Annotated in this window: 20 protein-coding genes and 1 tRNA gene; 10 read left to right on the top strand and 11 right to left on the bottom strand. The window is 49.5% G+C overall.

What is annotated here, in order from left to right; genetic code table 11:
* Position 1 precedes the first annotated feature (1 nt).
* The 3 genes from ACT3RR_RS07460 to ACT3RR_RS07450 all read left to right on the top strand — a co-directional run bounded on the left by ACT3RR_RS07460 (position 2) and on the right by ACT3RR_RS07450 (position 817).
* Positions 2 to 226 carry a hypothetical protein gene (locus ACT3RR_RS07460; RefSeq protein ID WP_353502365.1) on the top strand — a complete coding sequence of 75 codons (225 nt, stop codon included), beginning with the start codon at positions 2 to 4 and terminating at the stop codon, positions 224 to 226.
* Positions 214 to 510, top strand: a complete 297-nt coding sequence (locus tag ACT3RR_RS07455) for a YciI family protein (RefSeq protein ID WP_353502366.1) — start codon at positions 214 to 216, stop codon at positions 508 to 510. The genes ACT3RR_RS07460 and ACT3RR_RS07455 overlap by 13 nt, the downstream gene beginning before the upstream one ends.
* A 145-nt stretch (positions 511 to 655) precedes the next feature.
* Complete coding sequence (locus ACT3RR_RS07450) at positions 656 to 817, top strand: YnfU family zinc-binding protein (protein ID WP_218586968.1); 162 nt, start codon at positions 656 to 658, stop codon at positions 815 to 817.
* Here the strand turns inward: ACT3RR_RS07450 and ACT3RR_RS07445 are convergent, their stop codons facing one another.
* On the bottom strand, positions 818 to 1000 hold the full coding sequence (locus tag ACT3RR_RS07445; RefSeq protein WP_072009887.1) for a YciY family protein: 183 nt from the start codon (positions 998 to 1000) through the stop codon (positions 818 to 820). It abuts the gene before it with no gap.
* 271 nt (positions 1001 to 1271) lie between these two features.
* On the opposite strand from ACT3RR_RS07445, the gene cls reads away from it, so the two are divergent.
* Positions 1272 to 2732, top strand: a complete 1461-nt coding sequence (gene cls / locus ACT3RR_RS07440; protein WP_034791010.1) for a cardiolipin synthase — start codon at positions 1272 to 1274, stop codon at positions 2730 to 2732.
* A 71-nt stretch (positions 2733 to 2803) separates the two neighbouring features.
* Entirely contained in the window at positions 2804 to 3127 is a 324-nt protein-coding gene (locus ACT3RR_RS07435) for an HI1450 family dsDNA-mimic protein (RefSeq protein ID WP_013575941.1), read from the top strand.
* A gap of 188 nt (positions 3128 to 3315) precedes the next feature.
* On the opposite strand, the gene oppF is transcribed toward ACT3RR_RS07435, so the two are convergent.
* The 6 genes from oppF to ACT3RR_RS07405 all read right to left on the bottom strand — a co-directional run bounded on the left by oppF (position 3316) and on the right by ACT3RR_RS07405 (position 10866).
* Positions 3316 to 4353, bottom strand: coding sequence for a murein tripeptide/oligopeptide ABC transporter ATP binding protein OppF (oppF, locus tag ACT3RR_RS07430; RefSeq protein ID WP_051899470.1), 1038 nt, complete (start codon positions 4351 to 4353; stop codon positions 3316 to 3318).
* Positions 4350 to 5375, bottom strand: coding sequence for an ABC transporter ATP-binding protein (locus ACT3RR_RS07425; protein ID WP_353502368.1), 1026 nt, complete (start codon positions 5373 to 5375; stop codon positions 4350 to 4352). The genes oppF and ACT3RR_RS07425 overlap by 4 nt, the downstream gene beginning before the upstream one ends.
* A gap of 11 nt (positions 5376 to 5386) precedes the next feature.
* Positions 5387 to 6295, bottom strand: coding sequence for an oligopeptide ABC transporter permease OppC (gene oppC / locus ACT3RR_RS07420; protein WP_034791020.1), 909 nt, complete (start codon positions 6293 to 6295; stop codon positions 5387 to 5389).
* 15 nt (positions 6296 to 6310) lie between these two features.
* Positions 6311 to 7231: an oligopeptide ABC transporter permease OppB gene (gene oppB, locus ACT3RR_RS07415; RefSeq protein WP_353502369.1), complete on the bottom strand. Its 921-nt coding sequence runs from the start codon at positions 7229 to 7231 to the stop codon at positions 6311 to 6313.
* Positions 7232 to 7407: 176 nt separating this feature from the next.
* A complete protein-coding gene (oppA, locus tag ACT3RR_RS07410; protein WP_496200021.1) occupies positions 7408 to 9054 on the bottom strand; it encodes an oligopeptide ABC transporter substrate-binding protein OppA in 1647 nt (548 codons plus the stop codon).
* 1164 nt (positions 9055 to 10218) lie between these two features.
* Positions 10219 to 10866 (bottom strand): YchE family NAAT transporter, encoded by a 648-nt coding sequence (locus ACT3RR_RS07405; RefSeq protein ID WP_353502371.1) that lies wholly within the window; start codon positions 10864 to 10866, stop codon positions 10219 to 10221.
* A gap of 530 nt (positions 10867 to 11396) precedes the next feature.
* Here ACT3RR_RS07405 and adhE point away from each other — a divergent pair.
* A complete protein-coding gene (gene adhE, locus ACT3RR_RS07400; RefSeq protein ID WP_353502372.1) occupies positions 11397 to 14072 on the top strand; it encodes a bifunctional acetaldehyde-CoA/alcohol dehydrogenase in 2676 nt (891 codons plus the stop codon).
* Positions 14073 to 14176: 104 nt separating this feature from the next.
* On the opposite strand, the gene ACT3RR_RS07395 is transcribed toward adhE, so the two are convergent.
* Positions 14177 to 14779, bottom strand: a complete 603-nt coding sequence (locus ACT3RR_RS07395; protein ID WP_353502373.1) for a thymidine kinase — start codon at positions 14777 to 14779, stop codon at positions 14177 to 14179.
* 658 nt (positions 14780 to 15437) lie between these two features.
* On the opposite strand from ACT3RR_RS07395, the gene hns reads away from it, so the two are divergent.
* A complete protein-coding gene (gene hns / locus ACT3RR_RS07390) occupies positions 15438 to 15845 on the top strand; it encodes a histone-like nucleoid-structuring protein H-NS (protein ID WP_034791036.1) in 408 nt (135 codons plus the stop codon).
* 219 nt (positions 15846 to 16064) lie between these two features.
* On the opposite strand, the gene ACT3RR_RS07385 is transcribed toward hns, so the two are convergent.
* The 3 genes from ACT3RR_RS07385 to rssB form a co-directional block, all read right to left on the bottom strand.
* Positions 16065 to 17072: an NAD-dependent epimerase gene (locus tag ACT3RR_RS07385; protein WP_496200020.1), complete on the bottom strand. Its 1008-nt coding sequence runs from the start codon at positions 17070 to 17072 to the stop codon at positions 16065 to 16067.
* A gap of 8 nt (positions 17073 to 17080) precedes the next feature.
* Positions 17081 to 18424, bottom strand: a complete 1344-nt coding sequence (locus ACT3RR_RS07380) for a UDP-glucose dehydrogenase family protein (protein WP_353503984.1) — start codon at positions 18422 to 18424, stop codon at positions 17081 to 17083.
* A 220-nt stretch (positions 18425 to 18644) separates the two neighbouring features.
* On the bottom strand, positions 18645 to 19658 hold the full coding sequence (rssB, locus tag ACT3RR_RS07375; protein ID WP_353502375.1) for a two-component system response regulator RssB: 1014 nt from the start codon (positions 19656 to 19658) through the stop codon (positions 18645 to 18647).
* A gap of 208 nt (positions 19659 to 19866) precedes the next feature.
* Between rssB and ACT3RR_RS07370 the strand changes: the two genes are divergently transcribed.
* From ACT3RR_RS07370 to ACT3RR_RS07360, 3 genes are all read left to right on the top strand, one after another.
* Positions 19867 to 20331, top strand: a complete 465-nt coding sequence (locus ACT3RR_RS07370; protein ID WP_353502376.1) for a YchJ family protein — start codon at positions 19867 to 19869, stop codon at positions 20329 to 20331.
* A gap of 59 nt (positions 20332 to 20390) precedes the next feature.
* Complete coding sequence (gene purU, locus ACT3RR_RS07365) at positions 20391 to 21239, top strand: formyltetrahydrofolate deformylase (protein ID WP_034791047.1); 849 nt, start codon at positions 20391 to 20393, stop codon at positions 21237 to 21239.
* 190 nt (positions 21240 to 21429) lie between these two features.
* Positions 21430 to 21514 (top strand) — tRNA-Tyr (locus ACT3RR_RS07360).
* The last annotated feature ends 22 nt before the right edge of the window (positions 21515 to 21536 follow it).

Genomic DNA, 21536 nt, shown 5'->3' with positions numbered 1-21536 from the left:
AATGAGTCTGTTTCCCCGTGAAGCCGCAAGTTTAAATGCAAATAGCAATCATATTCAACACCGCAATGACAACTATTCTCAAATCAAAGCTGAATTGATCCAACGCAAAGCACTTTCCAGCGACTACGGGTTTCGCTATGGTGTTAACACCTGCCGTGATGACAGGCATTTCGCGTTATTCCCTGTTAAAGCTAATGATTTTAAAGGTGATGCATGCTCTATGTAATTTATTCTGAAGATGTACCCGACTCTTTGGAAAAACGTGCCGCTGCGCGTCCTGCACACGTCGAACGTTTGCAAAAGCTCCATGATGAAGGCCGCGTGATCGTCGCTGGCCCAACGCCTGCAATTGACAGTGCAGATCCGGGCGCGGCAGGCATGACTGGTTCAGTGGTTATCATTGAATTTGAAACCCTGAAAGATGCTCAGACCTGGGCAGATGCTGACCCTTACGTTGCCGCCGGCGTTTATAAAAGCGTGACCGTGAAGCCGTTTAAGCGCGTTTTCTAAACACCGCGCTTGAAATAATAAAGGCCACTCAGGTGGCCTCTTTTTTTGCTTGTACTCAGGGATATGTCACAGACGCTAAAGCAATCACAGTGTACGAGCAGTGGCTGTGTTAGACTGCCTCTCCCTACCCCAGAGGTAAGCTACTATGTCATTCTTCGACGGATTGAAGTTTCTTTCTAGCCAGAAAACTAAAGTCACCTGCCCGGAATGCAAAGCGGTGAGTGAACAAATGAGCACCAAAGTGCGCAAGAATTCAACGCTGGTCTGCCCGAAATGCGGTGCTTTATTTCAACCGAAATCACAGTGATCACGAGCGCCATTCATAAGTAACGGCATATAAAGAAAGACGTTGATGCTGCTGATGGTGAATCTGCCGAATGCGGTAGATGTGGCGATAACGTCTTGATTGACCTTCCAGCCAGCGGCTTCTGCGGCGCTGAGACTGGCGTAGCATGCGCCAGCGCCCTACTTCATTCTTACTACGTTTCATGCACATTGTTCCCGTTGACAACTTTCCCTGCGTTTTAAAACGCAGAATGCGTGCACATTATAGGCCGATGAAATTGTGATCCAAGCCCTGTTTCACCCTAATGTGTCAGTTATCAGCTACCCTTGATGACAATCAGATGAAATTCACGGTTTCTGATAATGATTTCAGAGGTAGCTGATTGATTGAAAGGTTTAAAGTCGTTAAAAAGTTTCCCCTTTCACCGACTCTGCGTACACTCTCCCAACGGCTTGCGAACAGGACTTTTCGCCCAATGACAACTTTTTATGCGGTAATTAGCTGGCTTCTTATTTTTGGCTACTGGTTACTGATTGCCGGCGTGACGCTGCGCATTTTAATGAAGCGCCGCGCGGTGCCTTCGGCTATGGCATGGCTGCTGATCATTTATATTATTCCGTTGGTCGGCATTATCGCCTACCTGTCGTTTGGGGAGTTGCATCTTGGGAAACGGCGTGCAGAACGCGCCAAGGCGATGTGGCCTTCTACCGCGCGCTGGCTGAATGATCTCAAAGGCTGTCATCGCATTTTCGCCACCGAAAATAGCGAGATAGCCAGCTCACTGTTTCAGCTTTGCGAACGCCGTCAGGGCATCGCGGGCGTGAAAGGCAACCAGCTGCAACTGCTGACCACCAGTGACGACACCCTGCACGCCATGATGCGCGATATTGAGCTGGCGCGGCATAACATCGAGATGGTGTTCTATATCTGGCAACCCGGCGGTTTGGTCGATCAGGTGGCTGAATCCCTGATGGCGGCCTCGCGTCGCGGTATTCACTGCCGCCTGATGCTCGACTCCGCGGGCAGTGTCGCCTTCTTCCGCAGCCCTTATCCCGCCATGATGCGCAACGCCGGTATCGAAGTGGTCGAGGCGCTGAAAGTCAGCCTGTGGCGCGTATTCTTGCGCCGCATGGATTTGCGTCAGCACCGTAAAGTGGTGCTGATCGACAACTATGTGGCTTATACCGGCAGCATGAACATGGTCGATCCGCGCTATTTCAAACAGGACGCAGGCGTGGGCCAGTGGGTCGATTTGATGGCGCGTATGGAAGGCCCGGTCGCCACCACCATGGGTATCGTCTACTCCTGCGACTGGGAAATCGAAACCGGTAAACGCATTCTGCCGCCGGAGCCTGACGTCAATCAGATGCCGTTTGAGCAAGAGAGCGGCCACACCATTCAGGTCATCGCCTCCGGCCCGGGCTTCCCTGAGGATATGATCCATCAGGCGCTGCTCACCGCCTCGTATTCGGCGCGCGAGCAGTTGGTGATGACTACCCCTTATTTCGTGCCGAGCGACGATTTGCTGCATGCGATCTGTACCGCAGCCCAGCGCGGCGTTGACGTCAGCATCGTTATGCCGATGAAGAACGACTCGATGATGGTCGGCTGGGCCAGCCGCGCCTTCTTCAACGAGCTGTTGGAAGCCGGCGTGAAAATCTACCAGTTCGAAGATGGCTTGCTGCATACCAAGAGCATTCTGGTCGACGGCCAACTCAGTCTGGTGGGCACCGTGAACCTCGACATGCGCAGCCTGTGGCTGAACTTCGAAATCACGCTGGTGATTGATGATGACGGCTTTGGCAACGATTTGGCGCAGGTGCAGGCCGACTATATCGCCCGCTCGCACTTGCTTGACGTCGAAGCCTGGTTAAAACGCCCCTTCTGGCATCGCATTATTGAACGGCTGTTCTACTTTTTCAGCCCGCTGCTGTAAAAGCCGCAGCGAGAATGTTCTAATAGCCCGAGACACTCTTTTACTGATCACCATTTATTGATAGGAACGTTATGGATTTAAATAACCGCCTGACCGAAGACGAAACCCTTGAGCAAGCCTATGACATTTTTCTGGAACTGGCGGGCGACAATCTCGATCCGGCGGATATCTTGATCTTCAATCTGCAATTTGAAGAGCGCGGCGGCGCCGAGCTGTATGACCCGGCCGAAGATTGGGTTGAGCACGTCGATTTCGACCTGAACCCGGACTTCTTCGCCGAAGTGGTTATCGGGCTGGCCGACGCTGAAGATCAGCCGATTAATGATATTTTCGCGCGCGTTCTGCTGTGCCGCGAAAAAGACCACAAGCTGTGCCATATTTTGTGGAAAGAATAATCCCCCTGCATCCTTCAACCTAACTCGGCGTTGGCCGCCGACATTCACCCCGGTCACATACTGATGTATGCTCCCAGAGTTCATGCCGTTGCCGCCTTGATTCAGGTCGAATGATTTTGGGGATAGATTTGATAAAAAAAACCTGCCATGGGCAGGTTTTTTTATGCTTCAAGAGTGACTCCAGTGGCTTAGAGCGGGTCCACTTTAAGGCAAGAGACGGCGTGGCGGAAGCTGCCTTCCAGCAGTGGGCGAGTTACTGCGCACTCTGGGCCAGCAATCGGGCAGCGGGTGCGGAACACGCAGCCTGACGGCGGGTTGATTGGCGACGGTAAGTCCCCTTCCAACAGCTGAATCACTTTATTGCGCTCTTTGTCCGGGTCTGGAACCGGCACGGCTGACATCAATGCGCGGGTGTAAGGGTGCTGAGGATTGTGGTACACCTCATCGTATGTCCCTAACTCCACGGCGTGACCGAGGTACATCACCAGTACGCGGTCAGAGATGTGTTTCACCACCGCTAGGTCATGCGCGATGAAGATCAGCGACAGGCCCATCTCACGCTGCAAGTCTTGCAGCAGGTTCACCACCTGCGCCTGAATCGACACGTCGAGGGCTGAAACCGGCTCGTCACAGATAATCAGCTTCGGCTCGAGGATCAGCGCGCGGGCGATACCAATACGCTGACACTGGCCGCCGGAGAACTCGTGCGGATAACGGTTGATCAGGTTTGGCAGCAGGCCAACCTTCAGCATCATCGCCTTCACTTTCTCTTTAACCTGAGAGCGAGGCATTTTCGGGTGATAGGTTTTCAGCGGCTCGGCGATGATTTCGCCGATGGTCATGCGCGGGTTAAGCGATGCCAGCGGGTCCTGGAAAATCATCTGAATGTCGCTACGGGTGTGTTGCCACTCCGCCGCAGACATGCCCAGCAGGTCTTTACCCAACCAGGCCACTTTGCCGTCAGTGGCTTTCACCAGACCGATAATGGCGCGGGCGAAGGTCGATTTGCCGCAGCCTGACTCACCCACAACACCCAGAGTTTCCCCTTCATACAGGCGCAGCGTCACGCCATCCACCGCTTTCAGGGTTTTGGATGGCTGCCAGAACCACTGCTTACCATCTTTGATATCAAAGTGGACTTTTAAATCCGCCACTTCCAGCAGAACTTTTTTGTCTGGTGGCGCTTCGTGCTTGGACGGGCTGTGAATTACTGTGTGATCTGTCATACCAACTCCTCGACCGGCTTAAAGCAGGCGCGTAAACGCCCTTCACCGAAACGCTCCAGTGGAGGTGCGGTGTTACAGATTTCCATCGCGTGCTGGCAGCGAGGCTGGAATGGGCAGCCTTTTGGCAAGCGCAGCAGGTTTGGCGGGTTACCGGCAATGGTAGTCATCATGCCACCCTCGGAATCCAAACGAGGAACGGCATTAAGCAGGCCGATAGAGTAAGGATGAGACGGCTGGTAGAACACATCGCGCGCCTGACCATATTCCATGGTGCGCCCGGCGTACATCACCAGCACTTTGTCACAGATCCCGGCAACCACGCCCAGATCATGGGTGATCATGATGATGGCGGTGTTGAACTCGCTTTTCAGCTCATTCAGCAGTGTCATGATCTGCGCCTGAACGGTCACGTCCAGCGCGGTAGTCGGTTCGTCTGCGATCAGCAGTTTTGGTCGGCACAGCAGCGCCATGGCAATCATCACGCGCTGGCGCATACCGCCAGAGAACTCGTGCGGGAACATCTTCATGCGCTTGCGCGCTTCAGGCATTTTCACCGCGTCCAGCATGCGCACTGACTCGTCGAAGGCTTCGCGACGGCTCATATTCTTATGCAGCATTAGGACTTCCATCAACTGCTCGCCAACGCGCATGTACGGGTTCAGCGAGGTCATTGGATCCTGGAAAATCATCGAAATCTGCTCGGCACGCAGCTTGTTAAGCTCGCGCGGCGGCAGGTTCAAGATTTCACGGCCATTAAATTTAGCCGAACCGCCAATGCGGCCGTTGCTGGCCAGCAGTCCCATCAGCGCAAACGCGGTCTGGGATTTGCCCGAGCCGGACTCCCCTACGATGCCCAGTGTTTCACCAGCACGCAGGTCAAAGTTCAGGTCGTTAACTGCCGTCACGTCGCCGTCTGGCGTGCCGAAGGTGACGCGCAGGTCTTTCACATCAAGCAGGATTGGCGGCGCTTTGCCGTCAACGGACGCCGGTGACGCGAAAGTTGAATGTTCAATGGTGCTCATGATTGCACTCCTTAACGATCTTTCGGGTCGAGGGCATCACGCAGCCCATCGCCGATAAAATTGAAACAGAACAGAGTTACAACCAGGAAGCCTGCCGGGAACAGCAGTAACCAAGGTGAAACTTCCATAGAGTTGGCGCCGTCGCTCAGCAACGCACCCCAACTGCTTAACGGCTCTTGCGTACCCAATCCCAAGAAGCTGAGGAAGGATTCGAATAAGATCATGCTCGGTACCAGCAGTGAGGCGTAAACCACCACCACGCCCAGTACGTTTGGCACGATGTGGCGCAGAACGATGTTGCGGGTAGACACCCCGCTCACCAGCGCCGCTTCGATAAACTCTTTACGCTTGAGGCTCAGGGTCTGTCCACGCACGATACGCGCCATGTCCAGCCATGAAACCATGCCGATAGCGACGAAAATCAGCAAAATGTTTTGGCCGAAGAAGGTCACCAGCAGGATAACGAAGAACATGAATGGGAAGGAGTTGAGGATCTCCAGGAAGCGCATCATCGCAGAGTCAATTTTGCCACCAAGGTAGCCGGAAACTGTGCCATATAAGGTGCCCAGAATAACCGCGACCAGTGCTGCCGCCACGCCCACCATCAGAGAGATACGCCCGCCGATGGCCACGCGTACCAGCAAATCACGGCCCGAGGAGTCGGTACCGAAATAGTGGTGAGAAGCAAAGTCCGGCGCAGCTGACATCATATTCCAGTCAGTATCTGCGTAGGCAAATTGTGAAATCATTGGCGCGAAGGTCACGAATAACGCAATCACTGCCAACACGATAAGACTGGTGACAGCCGCGCGGTTGCTGATGAAACGGCGACGCGCGTCCTGCCATAAGCTGCGGCCTTCAACTTCCATCTTTTCGGTGAAGTTTTCCAGAGCTTCGCTGTTTTTCTTACTTAACATCATTGATAAGCTCCAGCATTAATAACGGATTTTTGGATCGATAACGGCGTAAAGCACGTCGACGATCGCATTGAACAAGATGGTCAGTGCGCCAACCAAAATGGTCAGACTCAGAACCAGCGAGTAGTCACGGTTAAGTGCACCGTTAACAAACAGCTGGCCGATGCCCGGCAATCCGAAAATGCTTTCGATAACCATTGAGCCGGTGATGATACCGACGAAGGCAGGTCCCATGTAGGACAGTACCGGCAACAGTGCAGGCTTCAACGCGTGGCGCATAATAATGCGGCGCAGCGGTAAACCTTTGGCACGCGCTGTACGGATAAAGTTGGAGTGCAAGACTTCAATCATTGAACCGCGGGTAATACGCGCGATGCTGGCGATATAGGCCAGTGACAGAGCCACCATTGGCAAGATCATAAATTTGATCCCACCGCCGTTCCAACCGCCGCCCGGTAACCACTTCAGGGTAATGGCGAAGATCAGCACCAATAAAGGTGCCACCACAAAGCTCGGGATAACAACGCCGGTCATGGCTACCCCCATTACCGTGTAATCCCATTTAGTGTTCTGATTAAGCGCGGCAATAACACCGGCAGAGACACCAAATACAATCGCCATAATGAAAGCTGCCAGACCCAATTTCGCGGAAACCGGGAAAGAGGCGGCGACCAGATCATTAACGGTATAGTCTTTATATTTGAACGACGGGCCGAAATCACCTTTCGCCAGTTGCCCTAAATAGTTGAAGTACTGCTTATAGATTGGATCATTGAGGTGATATTTCGCCTCAATGTTCGCCATAACTTCTGGCGGAAGATTACGCTCACCTGAAAATGGACTTCCCGGTGCGAGACGCATCATAAAAAACGAGATGGTAATTAAGATGAATAGCGTCGGAATCGCTTCCAGACAGCGGCGTAAAATAAACTTTAACATTGCCCGTACCTGTTTCTAAGCCTGCACTACAGCTTGATAGTTTTGGCTTTATCGCCGTAATAATAAAAATATTACGACGGTGGCTCTCTGCTTCAGCGCTGAAACGGTCAGCGCCAAGAACGATACCTTTATCAAAAATAGGCAGGGCATCTCGGGGATGCCCTGCCAGACACTAATTAGTGTTTGATAATGTACAGATCTTTAACGTAGACGTTGTCCTGTGGATCTTTACCGGTGTAACCACCCACGTATGGTTTCACCAGACGGGCGTTCACGTAGTAATAAACAGGCACGATGGCGGAATCTTTGTCCAGTTGCTGTTCAGCTTTCTGGTACAGAGAAGCGCGCTCTTCGTCAGTCTTGGCAGTCAGAGTGTCAGCAATCGCTTTGTCGAAGGCTGCGCTCTTATAGTGAGCCGTGTTGTTGCTGCTGTTAGACAACAGCATATTCAGGAAGGATGAAGGTTCGTTGTAGTCAGAACACCATGCCGCACGAGAAACATCGAAGTTACCCTGATGACGGGTATCCAGGAAGGTTTTCCACTCTTGGTTTTCCAGCTGAACGTTAACGCCCAGGTTTTTCTTCCAAATTGCCGCTGCGGCGATTGCCAGCTTCTTATGCAGGTCAGACGTGTTGTAAAGCAGTTTGAAGGTCAATGGCTTAGCGTCGGTGTAACCGGCTTCTGCCAACAGTTTCTTCGCCTGTGCATTACGTTGATCCTGAGTTTCTTTGAACCAGGCTGGAGGAGTCAGTTTGCCGTCAGCGCCGTCAGTGTATGGCGGGGTGAAGCCGTAAGCTGGCAGGTCGCCCTGTGCTTTAACTTTCTCAACAATGATGTCGCGATCCAGACCCAGTTTCAGAGCTTCACGAACGCGTTCGTCGGTGAATGGCGCTTTCTGGTTGTTGATTTCGTAATAATAAGTACACAGATATGGGTCAACATGGACTTCAGTTGGGATCTCTTTCTTCAGTTTCTGGAACAATTCGATCGGCATGTTGTTGTAAGTCATGTCGATTTCGCCGCTGCGGTAGCGGTTAACGTCAGTCACTTCTGAAGAGATTGGCAGGTAAGTTACCTGATTGATAACAGTGTCTTTGTTATCCCAATATTGTGGGTTACGTTCCAGAACGATACGTTCGTTGACGGTCCAGGTTTTCAGTTTATAAGCGCCGTTGCTCACGTAGTTTGCTGGCTGAGTCCATTTGTCGCCAAATTTCTCAACAGCATTTTTGTTTACCGGCTTCATCGCGGTGTGAGACAGCATTTTAACGAAGTAAGGAACTGGCTCAGTCAGAGTCACTTCCAGAGTGTGGTCGTCGATAGCCTTCACGCCCAGAGTGTCAGGGCTTTTCTTACCGGCAATGATGTCATCGATATTAGCGATGTGACCATATTGCAGGTAGCTTTCGTATGGGGATGCAGTTTTCGGGTCAGCCAGGCGCTGCCAGCTATAAACGAAGTCCGCAGCAGTCACTGGGTCGCCGTTGGACCATTTAGCGTCTTTACGCAGGTGGAAAGTCCACACTTTAAAGTCTTTGTTGTCCCAAGTTTCAGCTACGCCTGGGATCACGTGGCCGTCAGCGTTAGAGGTGTTAACCAGGCCTTCCAGCAGGTCACGGATAACGTTGGACTCTGGCACACCTTCCACTTTATGTGGGTCAAGGGATTGCACTTCAGAACCGTTGTTACGAACCAGTTCTTGTTTGTCAGCCAGTTGCACACCGGCTGGAACGGTAGCAGCAAAAGCGCTTCCCGCGGTCGCCACGCCCAATGCTGCTAATACGCAGGCAGCGAGGATAGTTTTCTTTGTGATGTTGGTCATTTTATATTCAACTCCAGTTTTTATTATGAACTTGCGCACGATGGAGCAAGATAAACCCTTGCTGGGCTTTTGGTTAATCGCGGGCAGGAACGAATTACCCGATAGAAAAACCGCATGTATTTAGTCGCTGTGAATAAGACGACTATCCCCTACTACATTTCTAACTTTTGAAGTTTGAGACTGTTAATCGTCTTTCATCTTCAGAGATCCTTTAAGGAAGACCCCTCTCCTTTTGCTCGCCCTGTTGATTAGTATTTCACGCAGTGTGGTAATACCTTTTTCAAACACGGCAGGCTAATGCTTAATTTGACTTAACAATGCAATTTCAGACGAACACTCTCGGACTGCAGTTTTTAGCAGCCTGAAAAAAGAATTTTAATGGGAACTAATGTGCAGCGTTTCTGACTTAAACGAAGACATGCATCAACAGTGCCAAGGAGTGCTTTTGGGAAAAGCAGTGACACTAAAAGCGCGTTGGCTCTGTAAGGATGCAAAGTTTCGACCACGACATTCTCCAACAACAAATGAAATTGCTAAATTTAAATCTCTTTGCAAGATCCATTCTCACTTCGGCATAAGCCCGAAACAACTTTCCATTTGTGAAGACGTCCCGAAAATTATCAGAAGCCTGTTAACTGCGCCAATAAATTTTGCGAAAATGTTACGCGTTTCTCCTTTACTGGGCTTCGAAGTCATTTAGCCGTCTGGCATGCCAGTAAGGGATGCTTATCTAACTTATTGCTTTTATTCTGTTTTAATCGATTTATAACCTACAGCCATCTTACGCTTCTGTTTAAAAATTCGACTGATACAAAAAGTTAACATTTTGTAGGTTTGAAGAATAAATGGCTGTTTCTGACAGAGTAAACACTAATAACATCTCGATACAGCATGCACAAGCCCTACAGAATGATGTGGTTAAATTAACATCGATTCGGGCAGAGAAAGTCATAAAAAAGGGATTTTTTGGGGAAGGAAACGTATAGAAATAGCTGTTTGAGTTATAAATAGGCTCAGGAAAGGAGTTTAAGCCACATTTAGGTGCAACTGGTCATAAATAAGTCATTAGTTGCACTATATTGAGGCATTCGGTTATTAGCAAAGTTAATACTGTAGGCACCAATAACCGAATGTTTAGAAAGATAAAGAGTAGCCCGAAGAATATTATTGCAGCAGACCAGGGAAAATAGCTTTAATCCCGGTCACGATAAACTCAATACCCAGTGACATCAGCAGCAAGCCCATAATACGGGTGATGACGTTAATGCCGGTCTGTCCAAGCAGTCTCACCAGTAAAGGTGCTGCACGGAACAGCAACCAACAGCTGAAAGCAAAGAGCGCAATGGCTACGGTCAAACCCAACAGGTTCTGCCAACCGTGGAAACGTGAACTCCAGACAATGGTCGAACTGATGGCACCCGGCCCCGCCATTAAAGGTAACGCCAATGGCACAACCCCGACGTTTTCGCGGATCGCCGTTTCCGACTTCTCCTGCTTGTTCTGTTTATCCTCGCCTAACTTCCCGCTGATCATCGACATCGCAATGGACACCACCAGAATGCCGCCCGCGATACGGAAAGAATCAATAGAGATGCCGAAGATATGCAAAATGGCGTCGCCGAGGAATAAAGCTGTCCACAATATAATGGCCACCGACAGGTTGGCGGTCATATTGGTTTTGTTTCTACCGGCGGCGGCTTGGTAGCTGGTCATGCTAATAAAGACCGGCAAGATCCCCACTGGGTTAACCAATGCGAATAGCCCGACGAAAAATTTGATATAGCCTGAAAGATCTAACAGAGATTGGCTCACGCAGAACTCCGCACAACACGCCAGAAGAGGAAGGTTTCAATGGGCGCTAATGTACTGTAATTGCCGCTGGGATTCCACGAGACTTTTTAGCGCGTACCACCAGATTTTTTAATATAAGCAGTGATTCATGCTGATGTTAAAAATAATAGGGGTCAATCCGACCAAAATTCGCACATTTTGTTAAATAAAAACGGGTTAAGGATAACCAATCTCATTAACGGCCTGCTGAAAGGTGTCAGCAAGTCACTTTAGTGATCCAGATCAAAAATCGCCTGCCCCCAAGTGAGTATGCTTTTCACGTAGTCAGTGAGTAGGCGACAGGATAAACACCTTGCAAGCTGGCGAAGTTAACTCGTTTTCTCCTACAGGATGTTCAACCTTATTAAAAGCTGTTTGAGCAAATAATGAGACAGATGCAACCGACTGATAATAAATGTGTAAATTTGTATCGGACGGTATGTCATAGCACAGCTATACTGAATTCTGGCGGATTATTTACTAAAAGAGTTTAACTTTATCAGGAGAGCATTATGGCTGTAACAAATGTCGCTGAATTGAACGCACTCGTAGCACGAGTCAAAAAAGCCCAGCGCGAATATGCTAACTTCACCCAAGAGCAAGTTGATAAGATCTTTAGTGCCGCCGCGTTGGCCGCTGCTGATGCCCGTATCTTACTTGCGAAACTGGCTGTTGAAGAATCTGGAATGGGGATTGTTGAAGACAAAGTCATCAAAAACCACTTCGCCTCTGAATATATCTACAACGCTTACAAAGACGAAAAAACCTGCGGTATCCTGTCACAAGATGACACCTTCGGCACCATCACTATCGCTGAACCTATCGGCATCATCTGCGGTATCGTACCGACGACCAACCCAACTTCTACTGCGATTTTTAAAGCGCTGATCAGCTTAAAAACCCGTAACGGTATTATCTTCTCCCCACACCCACGCGCTAAAAATGCGACCAACAAAGCTGCAGATATTGTACTGCAGGCTGCTATCGCGGCGGGCGCACCAAAAGACCTGATTGGCTGGATTGACGAGCCAAGCGTTGAGCTTTCCAACCAACTTATGCATCACCCAGACATCAACCTGATCCTCGCTACCGGTGGTCCAGGCATGGTGAAAGCGGCATACAGCTCTGGTAAACCAGCCATCGGCGTAGGCGCAGGTAACACCCCAGTAGTGGTGGATGAAACCGCTGACATCAAACGCGTTGTTGCTTCTATCCTGATGTCCAAAACCTTCGATAACGGCGTTATCTGTGCTTCTGAACAGTCCATTATCGTGGTTGATTCCGTATACGATGCCGTTCGTGAGCGTTTCTCCACTCATGGCGGTTACTTGCTGCAAGGCAAAGAGCTGAAAGCAGTTCAAGATATCATCTTGAAAAATGGTGGCCTGAATGCCGCTATCGTGGGTCAGCCAGCGACTAAAATCGCTGAAATGGCCGGCATCAAAGTGCCTTCACACACCAAAGTATTAATTGGTGAAGTGAAAAACGTTGATGAGTCAGAACCTTTTGCTCATGAAAAACTGTCCCCTACCCTCGCGATGTACCGCGCTAAGAACTTCGAAGACGCGGTAGAGAAAGCCGAGAAATTGGTAGAGATGGGCGGTATCGGCCATACCTCTTGCCTGTACACCGACCAGGACAATCAGCCAGAACGCGTAAACTATTTTGGCGACAAAATGAAAACCGCGCGCATCCTGATTAACACTCCGGCGTCTCAGGGTGGTATCGGTGACCTCTACAACTTCAAACTTGCTCCATCACTGACTTTAGGTTGCGGCTCATGGGGTGGTAACTCCATCTCTGAAAACGTCGGTCCTAAACATTTGATCAACAAGAAAACTGTAGCGAAGCGAGCAGAAAACATGTTGTGGCATAAACTTCCGAAATCTATCTACTTCCGTCGCGGTTCATTACCTATCGCTCTGGAAGAAGTGGCGACCGATGGTGCAAAACGCGCCTTTATCGTAACCGACCGTTTCCTGTTTAATGCCGGCTATGCCGACCAGATCACCAGCGTGTTGAAAGGTCACGGCATCGAAACTGAAGTCTTCTTCGAAGTGGAAGCTGATCCAACGTTGAGCATCGTTCGCAAAGGTGCTGAGCAGATGAACTCCTTCAAACCAGACGTGATCATCGCACTGGGTGGTGGTTCACCAATGGACGCAGCCAAAATCATGTGGGTACTGTACGAACATCCGCAGACTCAGTTCGAAGATTTGGCACTGCGCTTCATGGACATCCGTAAACGTATCTACAAATTCCCGAAAATGGGTGTGAAAGCGAAAATGATCGCCGTCACCACCACTTCAGGTACGGGTTCAGAAGTCACGCCATTCGCCGTTGTAACCGACGATGCGACAGGTCAGAAATATCCACTGGCTGACTACGCGTTAACACCAGACATGGCTATCGTTGATGCTAACCTGGTGATGAACATGCCTAAGTCACTCTGTGCCTTCGGTGGTCTGGACGCAGTCACTCACGCACTGGAAGCTTACGTTTCTGTTCTGGCTAACGAATACTCAGACGGTCAAGCTCTGCAAGCGCTGAAACTGCTGAAAGAGTTCCTGCCAGCCAGCTACAAAGACGGCGCGAAAAACCCAGTGGCTCGTGAACGTGTTCACAATGCTGCGACCATCGCGGGTATCGCGTTCGCCAACGCCTTCTTGGGTGTCTGTCACTCCATGGCCCACAAATTGGGTTCAGAGTTCCACATCCCACACGGCCTTGCTAACGCGATGTTGATCGCCAACGTTATTCGCTATAACGCCAATGACAATCCAACTAAACAGACCGCTTTCAGCCAATACGACCGTCCACAAGCGCGTCGTCGCTATGCAGAAGTAGCCGACCATTTAGGTCTGAGTGCACCGGGCGACCGTACTGCACAGAAAATTGAGAAACTGCTGAACTGGCTGGATGAAATCAAAGCTGAGCTGGGTATCCCAACCTCTATTCGCGAAGCGGGTGTTCAAGAAGCTGACTTCCTGGCGAAAGTGGACAAACTGTCTGAAGATGCCTTTGATGACCAGTGTACCGGTGCTAACCCACGTTACCCACTGATCTCCGAGCTGAAACAGATTCTGATGGACACTTACTACGGTCGTAAATTCACCGAAGAAGAAGAGGCAGAAGTGGTTACTGCTGCTCCAGTATTTAAAGCTGAAAAGAAGTCCGCTAAAAAATAATCATTAAGTGAAGATTAAAAAGTGATTATGAAAAAACCCGCCTTATGGCGGGTTTTTTATTTGTGCTCAAGTTTGAGTGCTTTAGCTAAATATAACGCGGCTTATTACGCCTTTGGGGCCTTCTCAGCGCATGCCGCCATGGCCTCTTTAAAGTGCTTACGGCATACCGATACATAGCTCTCATTGCCGCCTATAACCACCTGTGCGCCATCGTGCATAGGTTCGCCTTGCTCATCCAGACGCAGCACCCTATTCGCCTTACGACCGCAGTGACAGATGGTTTTCAACTCGACCAGCTTATCAGCCCAGGCTAAGAGATATTCACTGCCTTCAAAAAGCTCACCCCGGAAGTCTGTCCGCAGTCCGTAGCAGAGAACGGGAATATCCAGACTGTCCACAACATCGGTTAATTGTGCAATTTGTGCTTTAGTGAGGAACTGGCTTTCATCTATTAATACGCAGTGCACGGTCTGCTCACGATGCTCGTGTGCAACCAAGCCAAACAGATCGCTATCTTTATTATATAACTGGGCTTGCGAAGACAATCCGATACGCGAGCTCACCTTCCCCACGCCAAAGCGATGGTCAAACTCTGCAGTTAATACCAAGGTGCGCATACCACGTTCTTGGTAGTTATAAGATGACTGCAGTAGAGAGGTCGATTTCCCTGCATTCATGGCCGAATAGTAGAAATAAAGCTGAGCCATAAAATGGTGACTCCGTAAGTATATTGAAAGGTTAACCACTAAGTTGCCAATTGTATCATAAGCCTTACGCTGACTGACATTCGCTTGTTAGCGAGCAGCAAGTGGCCGTAAAACAGTGCTTTATTTCAAATTTCAAAGTCACAGTTATTTACAATCGAATATTAGGAATAAGTTTAAAGTTTATAAGTGTTTTGCTTTTTTAGCCGGTCATAGAACCCGCGCCAAGCCCCATATAACAGAACTAAAACAACATTTAGCCTTATTAAGCACCACCCCTTAACCTCAGTTGCCTAAGCATTTAGTGTTCTCAAACTGTTCAGCCGTGGCACTAATAGACAAGAACTTGTTAACGCTCCCCTTACATTACAAGCCACACCAGGCGTGGGTTAGAACTCAACTTATTTGTGAGCTGTGGCCACTGAGTTATAAAAACTGCTGCATCAAGTCACAAAAAAACGCCTGCCAACATATTGAAATTTAGCTTACAGCCACCCGTTAAATAGTGCTCTTTAAGACGGTTATATTTTTATCAGCTAATGTAATTATGCTTTTAATTGGTAAATTCGAGTGAACTAAACAAATTGTCTATTGCAGAACGCTAAAGAGCAATCTATTATTAGCTCAACGCCCCCCACCAATATAATTCGAGACTAGTATAATGAGCGAAGCATTAAAGATTCTGAACAACATCCGTACTCTCCGTGCCCAAGCAAGAGAATGTACTCTGGAAACATTGGAAGAGATGCTTGAGAAATTAGAAGTTGTAGTTAACGAGCGCCGCGAAGAAGATACTCAGGCAGCTGCTGAAATCGAAGAACGTACTCGCAAACTGCAACAATACCGTGAAATGCTGATTGCCGATGGCATTGACCCTAACGAATTGCTGCAAACTATGGCTGCTACTAAAGCTACTGGTAAAGCGAAACGTGCTGCGCGTCCTGCTAAATACAAATACATCGACGAGAACGGCGAAAACAAAACTTGGACTGGCCAAGGTCGTACTCCAGCTGTGATCAAGAAAGCTATCGAAGAGCAAGGTAAATCACTCGACGATTTCCTGCTGTAATCTTCTTGATGTAATAAAGTATTACCGCTTCAGCTTAATACGTTTTGAAAAAAACCTGCCTTTCGAGGCGGGTTTTTCATTTTTAAATCTGCATATATTTCCTTCTATCAATACTTGAATGCCGTTAACGCATCGATGAAATATCCATCACTTCCCCATCTATGAAAAATGCGGGCATAAAAAAGGCCGCCTAAGCAGCCTCTGTTATCCGGATTGCGGTTACCGCTGATAGAATTCGCGATACCACTCCACGAAACGTTTTACGCCTTGCTCAACTGACGTCTCAGGACGGAAACCAATCGCCTTATACAAAGCCTCTGTATCCGCGCTGGTGTTCAACACGTCCCCAGCCTGCATTGGCAGCATATTCTTGTTCGCTTCAATACCCAGAGCCGTTTCCAGCGCTTTGATATAGGTCATCAGGCTGATGGGATCACTGTTACCGATGTTATACACCACATAAGGCGCTGAGCTGCCGGCGGTGGAACCCTCTTCAACCGTCCAGTTCTTATTCGCCACCGGTACGACGTCCTGCAGGCGCACCACGGCTTCTGCGATATCGTCAATATAGGTGAAGTCGCGGTTCATTTTGCCGTGGTTATAAACATCAATGCTCTCACCCGCCAGAATAGCCTTAGTGAACTTAAATAAGGCCATATCTGGACGCCCCCAAGGGCCGTAGACGGTGAAGAAGCGCAGCCCAGTGGTTGGCACGCCGTAAAGGTGCGAATAACTGTGAGCCATAAGCTCATTGGCTTTTTTGGTGGCGGCATACAATGAAATAGGATGGTCAACCGAATCCTCAGTAGAGAACGGCTGCTTTCTATTTAAGCCATAAACCGAGCTGGATGAGGCGTACAGCAAGTGCCCCACTTTATTATGGCGGCAGCCTTCCAGCACATTAACAAAGCCGATCAAATTAGAATCAGCATAGGCTAAAGGGTTTTGCAGCGAATAACGCACACCGGCCTGAGCACCCAAATGAATCACGCGCTCGAACTGGTGGGTGACAAAAAGATCCGCCATGCCGCTGCGATCAGCCAGATCTAATTTAATAAATTCAAAATTTGAATTATTCGTCAGAAGCTCAAGACGGGATAATTTCAGATTAACGTCATAATAGTCATTGAGATTATCAATGCCGACGACCTGATGCCCCTCTTCCAGCAACCTTTTGGCCACAAAGCATCCAATAAATCCAGCAGCTCCTGTCACTAAAAACTTCATATACTCCCCTATAAAACTGGATTAATTGAGGCGCCACGGCCAATCGCGTAGTAAGTAAAGCCACGCTTAAGCAAACGCTCAGGGTCAAACAAATTACGACCATCGAAAATAACCGGATTTTTTAACGCGTCTTTTAACACGTCAAAATCTGGCGCGCGGAAGTTTTGCCATTCGGTACAAATGACTAAGGCATCGGCCCCATGAAGCGCTGCTTCTTTGGTTCCCATTAATTCTAAATCGTCACGATGACCATAGATGCGCTGAGTTTCATTCATCGCTTCGGGATCATAAGCCTTAATTTTTGCACCTGCCGCCCACAATTGCTCCATCAGCACCCGGCTTGACGCTTCGCGCATGTCATCGGTATTAGGTTTAAATGAAAGGCCCCACAATGCGAAGGTCTTACCCTGCAGGTCTTTACCAAAGTGGCGATAAATAAACTCAGGAAGCTTATATTTTTGCTGATAATTAACTTGCTCAACGGCTTGTAATATTTTCGGCTGGTAACCAATCTGTTCAGAAGTGCGAATAAGCGCCTGAACATCTTTTGGGAAGCAGGAACCGCCATAGCCGCAGCCAGGATAGATAAAGTGATAACCAATGCGGGAGTCTGAACCTATGCCCTGACGCACTTTTTCAATATCGGCACCCAGTAACTCAGCCAAATTAGCCATTTCATTCATGAAACTAATTTTAGTCGCCAACATACAGTTAGCGGCATATTTGGTCAGCTCGGCGCTGCGGATATCCATCAGGATCATGCGATCATGATTGCGGTTGAAAGGTTCGTAGAGTTCGCGGATAGGATCGATGGCGTTGGGGTTATCTGTCCCAATAACAATTCGCTCAGGACGCATACAGTCGGCAACTGCCGCACCCTCTTTCAAGAATTCTGGGTTGGAGATGACGTCAAAAGCAATCTCACAGCCACGCGCGACTAAAGCAGCACTCATCACTTCGCGAACTTTATCCGCGGTGCCGACAGGAACGGTGGATTTATCAATCACCACTTTTGGCGATGTCATATGTTCAGCAATAGTGCGGGCCACCGCGGTGACGTATTTCAGATCTGCCGAGCCATCTTCATCCGGCGGCGTACCCACGGCGATGAATTGGATCTGGGCATGGGCTACGCCCTCTTTGGCGTCAGTGCTGAAACGCAGACGCCCAGCTTCATAGTTTTGCTGCACTAGTGGGGTCAGACCTGGCTCAAAGATCGGGATTTGGCCATTCTTCAGGTTTTCGACTTTTTTCGCATCAACGTCAATACAGAGAACTTCATGGCCAACTTCAGCCAAAACCGCAGCCTGTACCAGTCCAACATAACCGATACCAAATACAGTAACTTTCATTGGAAAATTCCTAGCGTAAAAATTTTTAAGGGGATTCAGAACACCCGCTATTATTACTGCCGCGCAGTATAACAGGTTCGCTGTGTAGCGCGCCTTCAAAGGCATACCTTGGATGACAAAACAGCGGACTAGAATGAGAAAAACCAGAAAAGCAGGCGTTCAAAATCCATTATTTGGCTACTGAACAGGCTCTCAAAAGCAGTCATCTTTCTCCAGCCTGTTATTCAGTCGAAAGCATTAACCTTAAGCGGCCACCGGCGCCCCACACCTGACACTGGAAGGCGTCACAGCGCTGGCTTATTTGATTCGAAAAGGTCGAGCCGGTGGTGCCCAAAGGCACGCCATTGCTCAATTGAATCTGATTACTGCCGGTATTTACGTTGGCATGCAGCCCGGCGCTCACCAAAATAAGGTTCTTTTGCTCGGCGTGATAATACCCCAACAGCAGCGGAAACTGACCTTCAAGTCGTGCCTGTTTGAACACTTGATTAACTTGTTTAAGCAGCGTTGACATCTGGGGAAGGCGTTGGTGTTGGTTACTCAGGTGCTCGCGCAATAAACCGTTGAAAATCGCCCGCAGCAGTAAAGCCGCCAAGACGCCGTTTTCTTTCGCCCGTGTCACATCGAGACAGTAAAAACCGAGATCTTTAGAAGAGAGAGCCGCGATGTCCAACACCAAACCGGCATTTTCGGCCATCGTCAGCTGGCGATAGTTAACCCGGCAGCCAGCCAAGGTTTGTTGCACCGGAGGCTGTAATTCTTGCAGCAGCCTTGCGGCTTCATTGGGGTTGCGACACAAGGCTTCCCAGTCATTCATCAGATCGCTTTTTTGCAAAACGTCGGAAGAGAAGAGTTTTGGATAGAGGCTAGTCAGCAAGGCATCGCGCAGCCGTTGGAGGTCATTGATTGGCTTTAGCAGCACGTCTTCCACGCCCAGTCTGAGCATGGTGGCGACGTCGGTCATTTTGTCAGTGGCGGAGATAACCAGCACGGGAATTTTGATCCCCTGCAATCTCAGGTTTTCAACAAACTCAATGCCGCCCATCTCTGGCATCGCCAAATCGCACAAAATCAGGTCCGGGGGATGGTCCTCTACCAGCTCAAGCGCATCAAGGCCGTTAACTGCTTCCGTGTAGGTTGCCCCCAACGAGCTCACGAACCCCGCCAGCACCGACCGGAAAACGGCTTCGTCTTCGACGATCAGAATGTGCTTGCTTGTAAGTGGCTTATCCATCGGGGTCCCCCTGCATATCTTCTCTTAATAGTGGCCCATAAAACCCGATTTTGCTTGTCAGAATTGTCAGATTCGTGCAAGGACGAGTTAATGACCGAGGAACAACCCTCAGTAAGTGCGTTGTCAGCCAGCGAGGTTGTTAGGTAACATATCGCCAACTTGCATTCAATAGCGCGCCTTGCGCTGCCAACGCCATTCAGGAGTTATTTTGTCACAGCCTTGCCCTTGCGGGAGCGGAGAAGTATTCGAAAAGTGCTGCCAGCCTTTTTTACTTAACGCCCAAATTGCCCCGACGCCTTCAGCCTTGATGCGCTCGCGCTACAGTGCTTATGCCATGCAAGACGCTGACTATTTGATTGCCACCTGGCATGCAGACTGCCAGCCAGAACGCTGGAGAGAGAGTCTCGAAGAGGGTTTTAAAAATACCCATTGGCTGGGGTTGAACGTCATCGACGCACAGCCGGGTAAGCAGGCAGATGAAGGTTATGTAGAATTTGCCGCTCGTTTTAAAGAGCCAGATACAGAAGAGATTCATTTAGTTCACGAGCGTTCGCGCTTTCTTCGCGTGAATGAACGCTGGTACTATATTGACGGAATTAAACCCCAGCCGGGCAGGAACGACAGCTGCCCCTGTGGTTCAGGTAAAAAATATAAGAAGTGTTGCGGTCGCTGATTCTGCCCGCACTATTTTAACGATATCCAGTAGACGCTTAGGACAGGATCCACACCCCCATGCCGCAACAAAATATACAAACTAAGGTATTACGCACCATTTGCCCGGATGCTAAGGGCCTGATCGCCAAGATCACCAACATTTGTTACAAGCATGAATTGAACATCGTGCAAAACAACGAGTTCGTTGATCACCGCACCGGGCGTTTCTTCATGCGTACAGAGCTTGAAGGGATTTTCAACGATAATACGTTATTGGCCGATCTCGACAGCGCGCTGCCGAAAGGCTCAGTGCGCGAGTTGCATAGCACCGATCGCCGTCGCATTGTGATTTTGGTGACCAAAGAAGCCCACTGTCTGGGCGATTTGCTGATGAAATCGGCCTATGGCGGTTTGGATGTTGAAATCGCCGCAGTTATTGGCAACCACGACACGCTGCAAACGCTGGTTGAGCGTTTTGATATTCCGTTCCACTTAGTCAGCCACGAAGGCCTGACGCGCGAGCAGCATGACAGCGCAATGATGGAGCAAATCGACCAATATCAGCCGGATTACGTGGTGTTAGCGAAATACATGCGCGTGCTGACGCCGGGCTTTGTACAGCATTATCCGCATCAGGTTATCAACATTCACCACTCCTTCCTGCCCGCCTTTATCGGCGCGCGCCCTTATCATCAGGCCTATGAGCGCGGCGTGAAAATTATTGGCGCGACGGCGCACTATGTGAATGACAGTCTGGACGAAGGTCCAATCATCATGCAGGACACCATCAACGTCGATCACACCTATACGGCAGAAGATATGATGCGCGCCGGTCGTGACGTGGAGAAAAACGTGCTGAGTCGCGCGCTGTATCGCGTACTCGCCCAGCGCGTGTTCGTTTACGGAAATCGCACCGTTATTCTCTAATTCGCCTAAATTGGCGGTGTTTTTTGTTCAGAGAAGCACCGCCAAGGGCAAAAAAACAACAAACGAACATTTTTAGCGGTTTCAGGGCTTTACACCGCAGTTTCATTTGGTATTATGCGCCCCGTTCACCGCAACAGCCGAAGCGTTGAATGCAGTATGTAGTAAACAATTCGAAATCCACGAATTTCGTGGTGGGGTTCCCGAGCGGCCAAAGGGAGCAGACTGTAAATCTGCCGTCATCGACTTCGAAGGTTCGAATCCTTCCCCCACCACCATCTTAAAGCAGTAACTCTGTGT

This window comes from Ewingella sp. AOP8-B2-18 (assembly GCF_052376015.1).
In the GTDB taxonomy this organism is placed as follows: Bacteria; Pseudomonadota; Gammaproteobacteria; order Enterobacterales; family Enterobacteriaceae; genus Ewingella; species Ewingella allii.
This window is presented reverse-complemented; position numbering and strand designations above follow the sequence as displayed.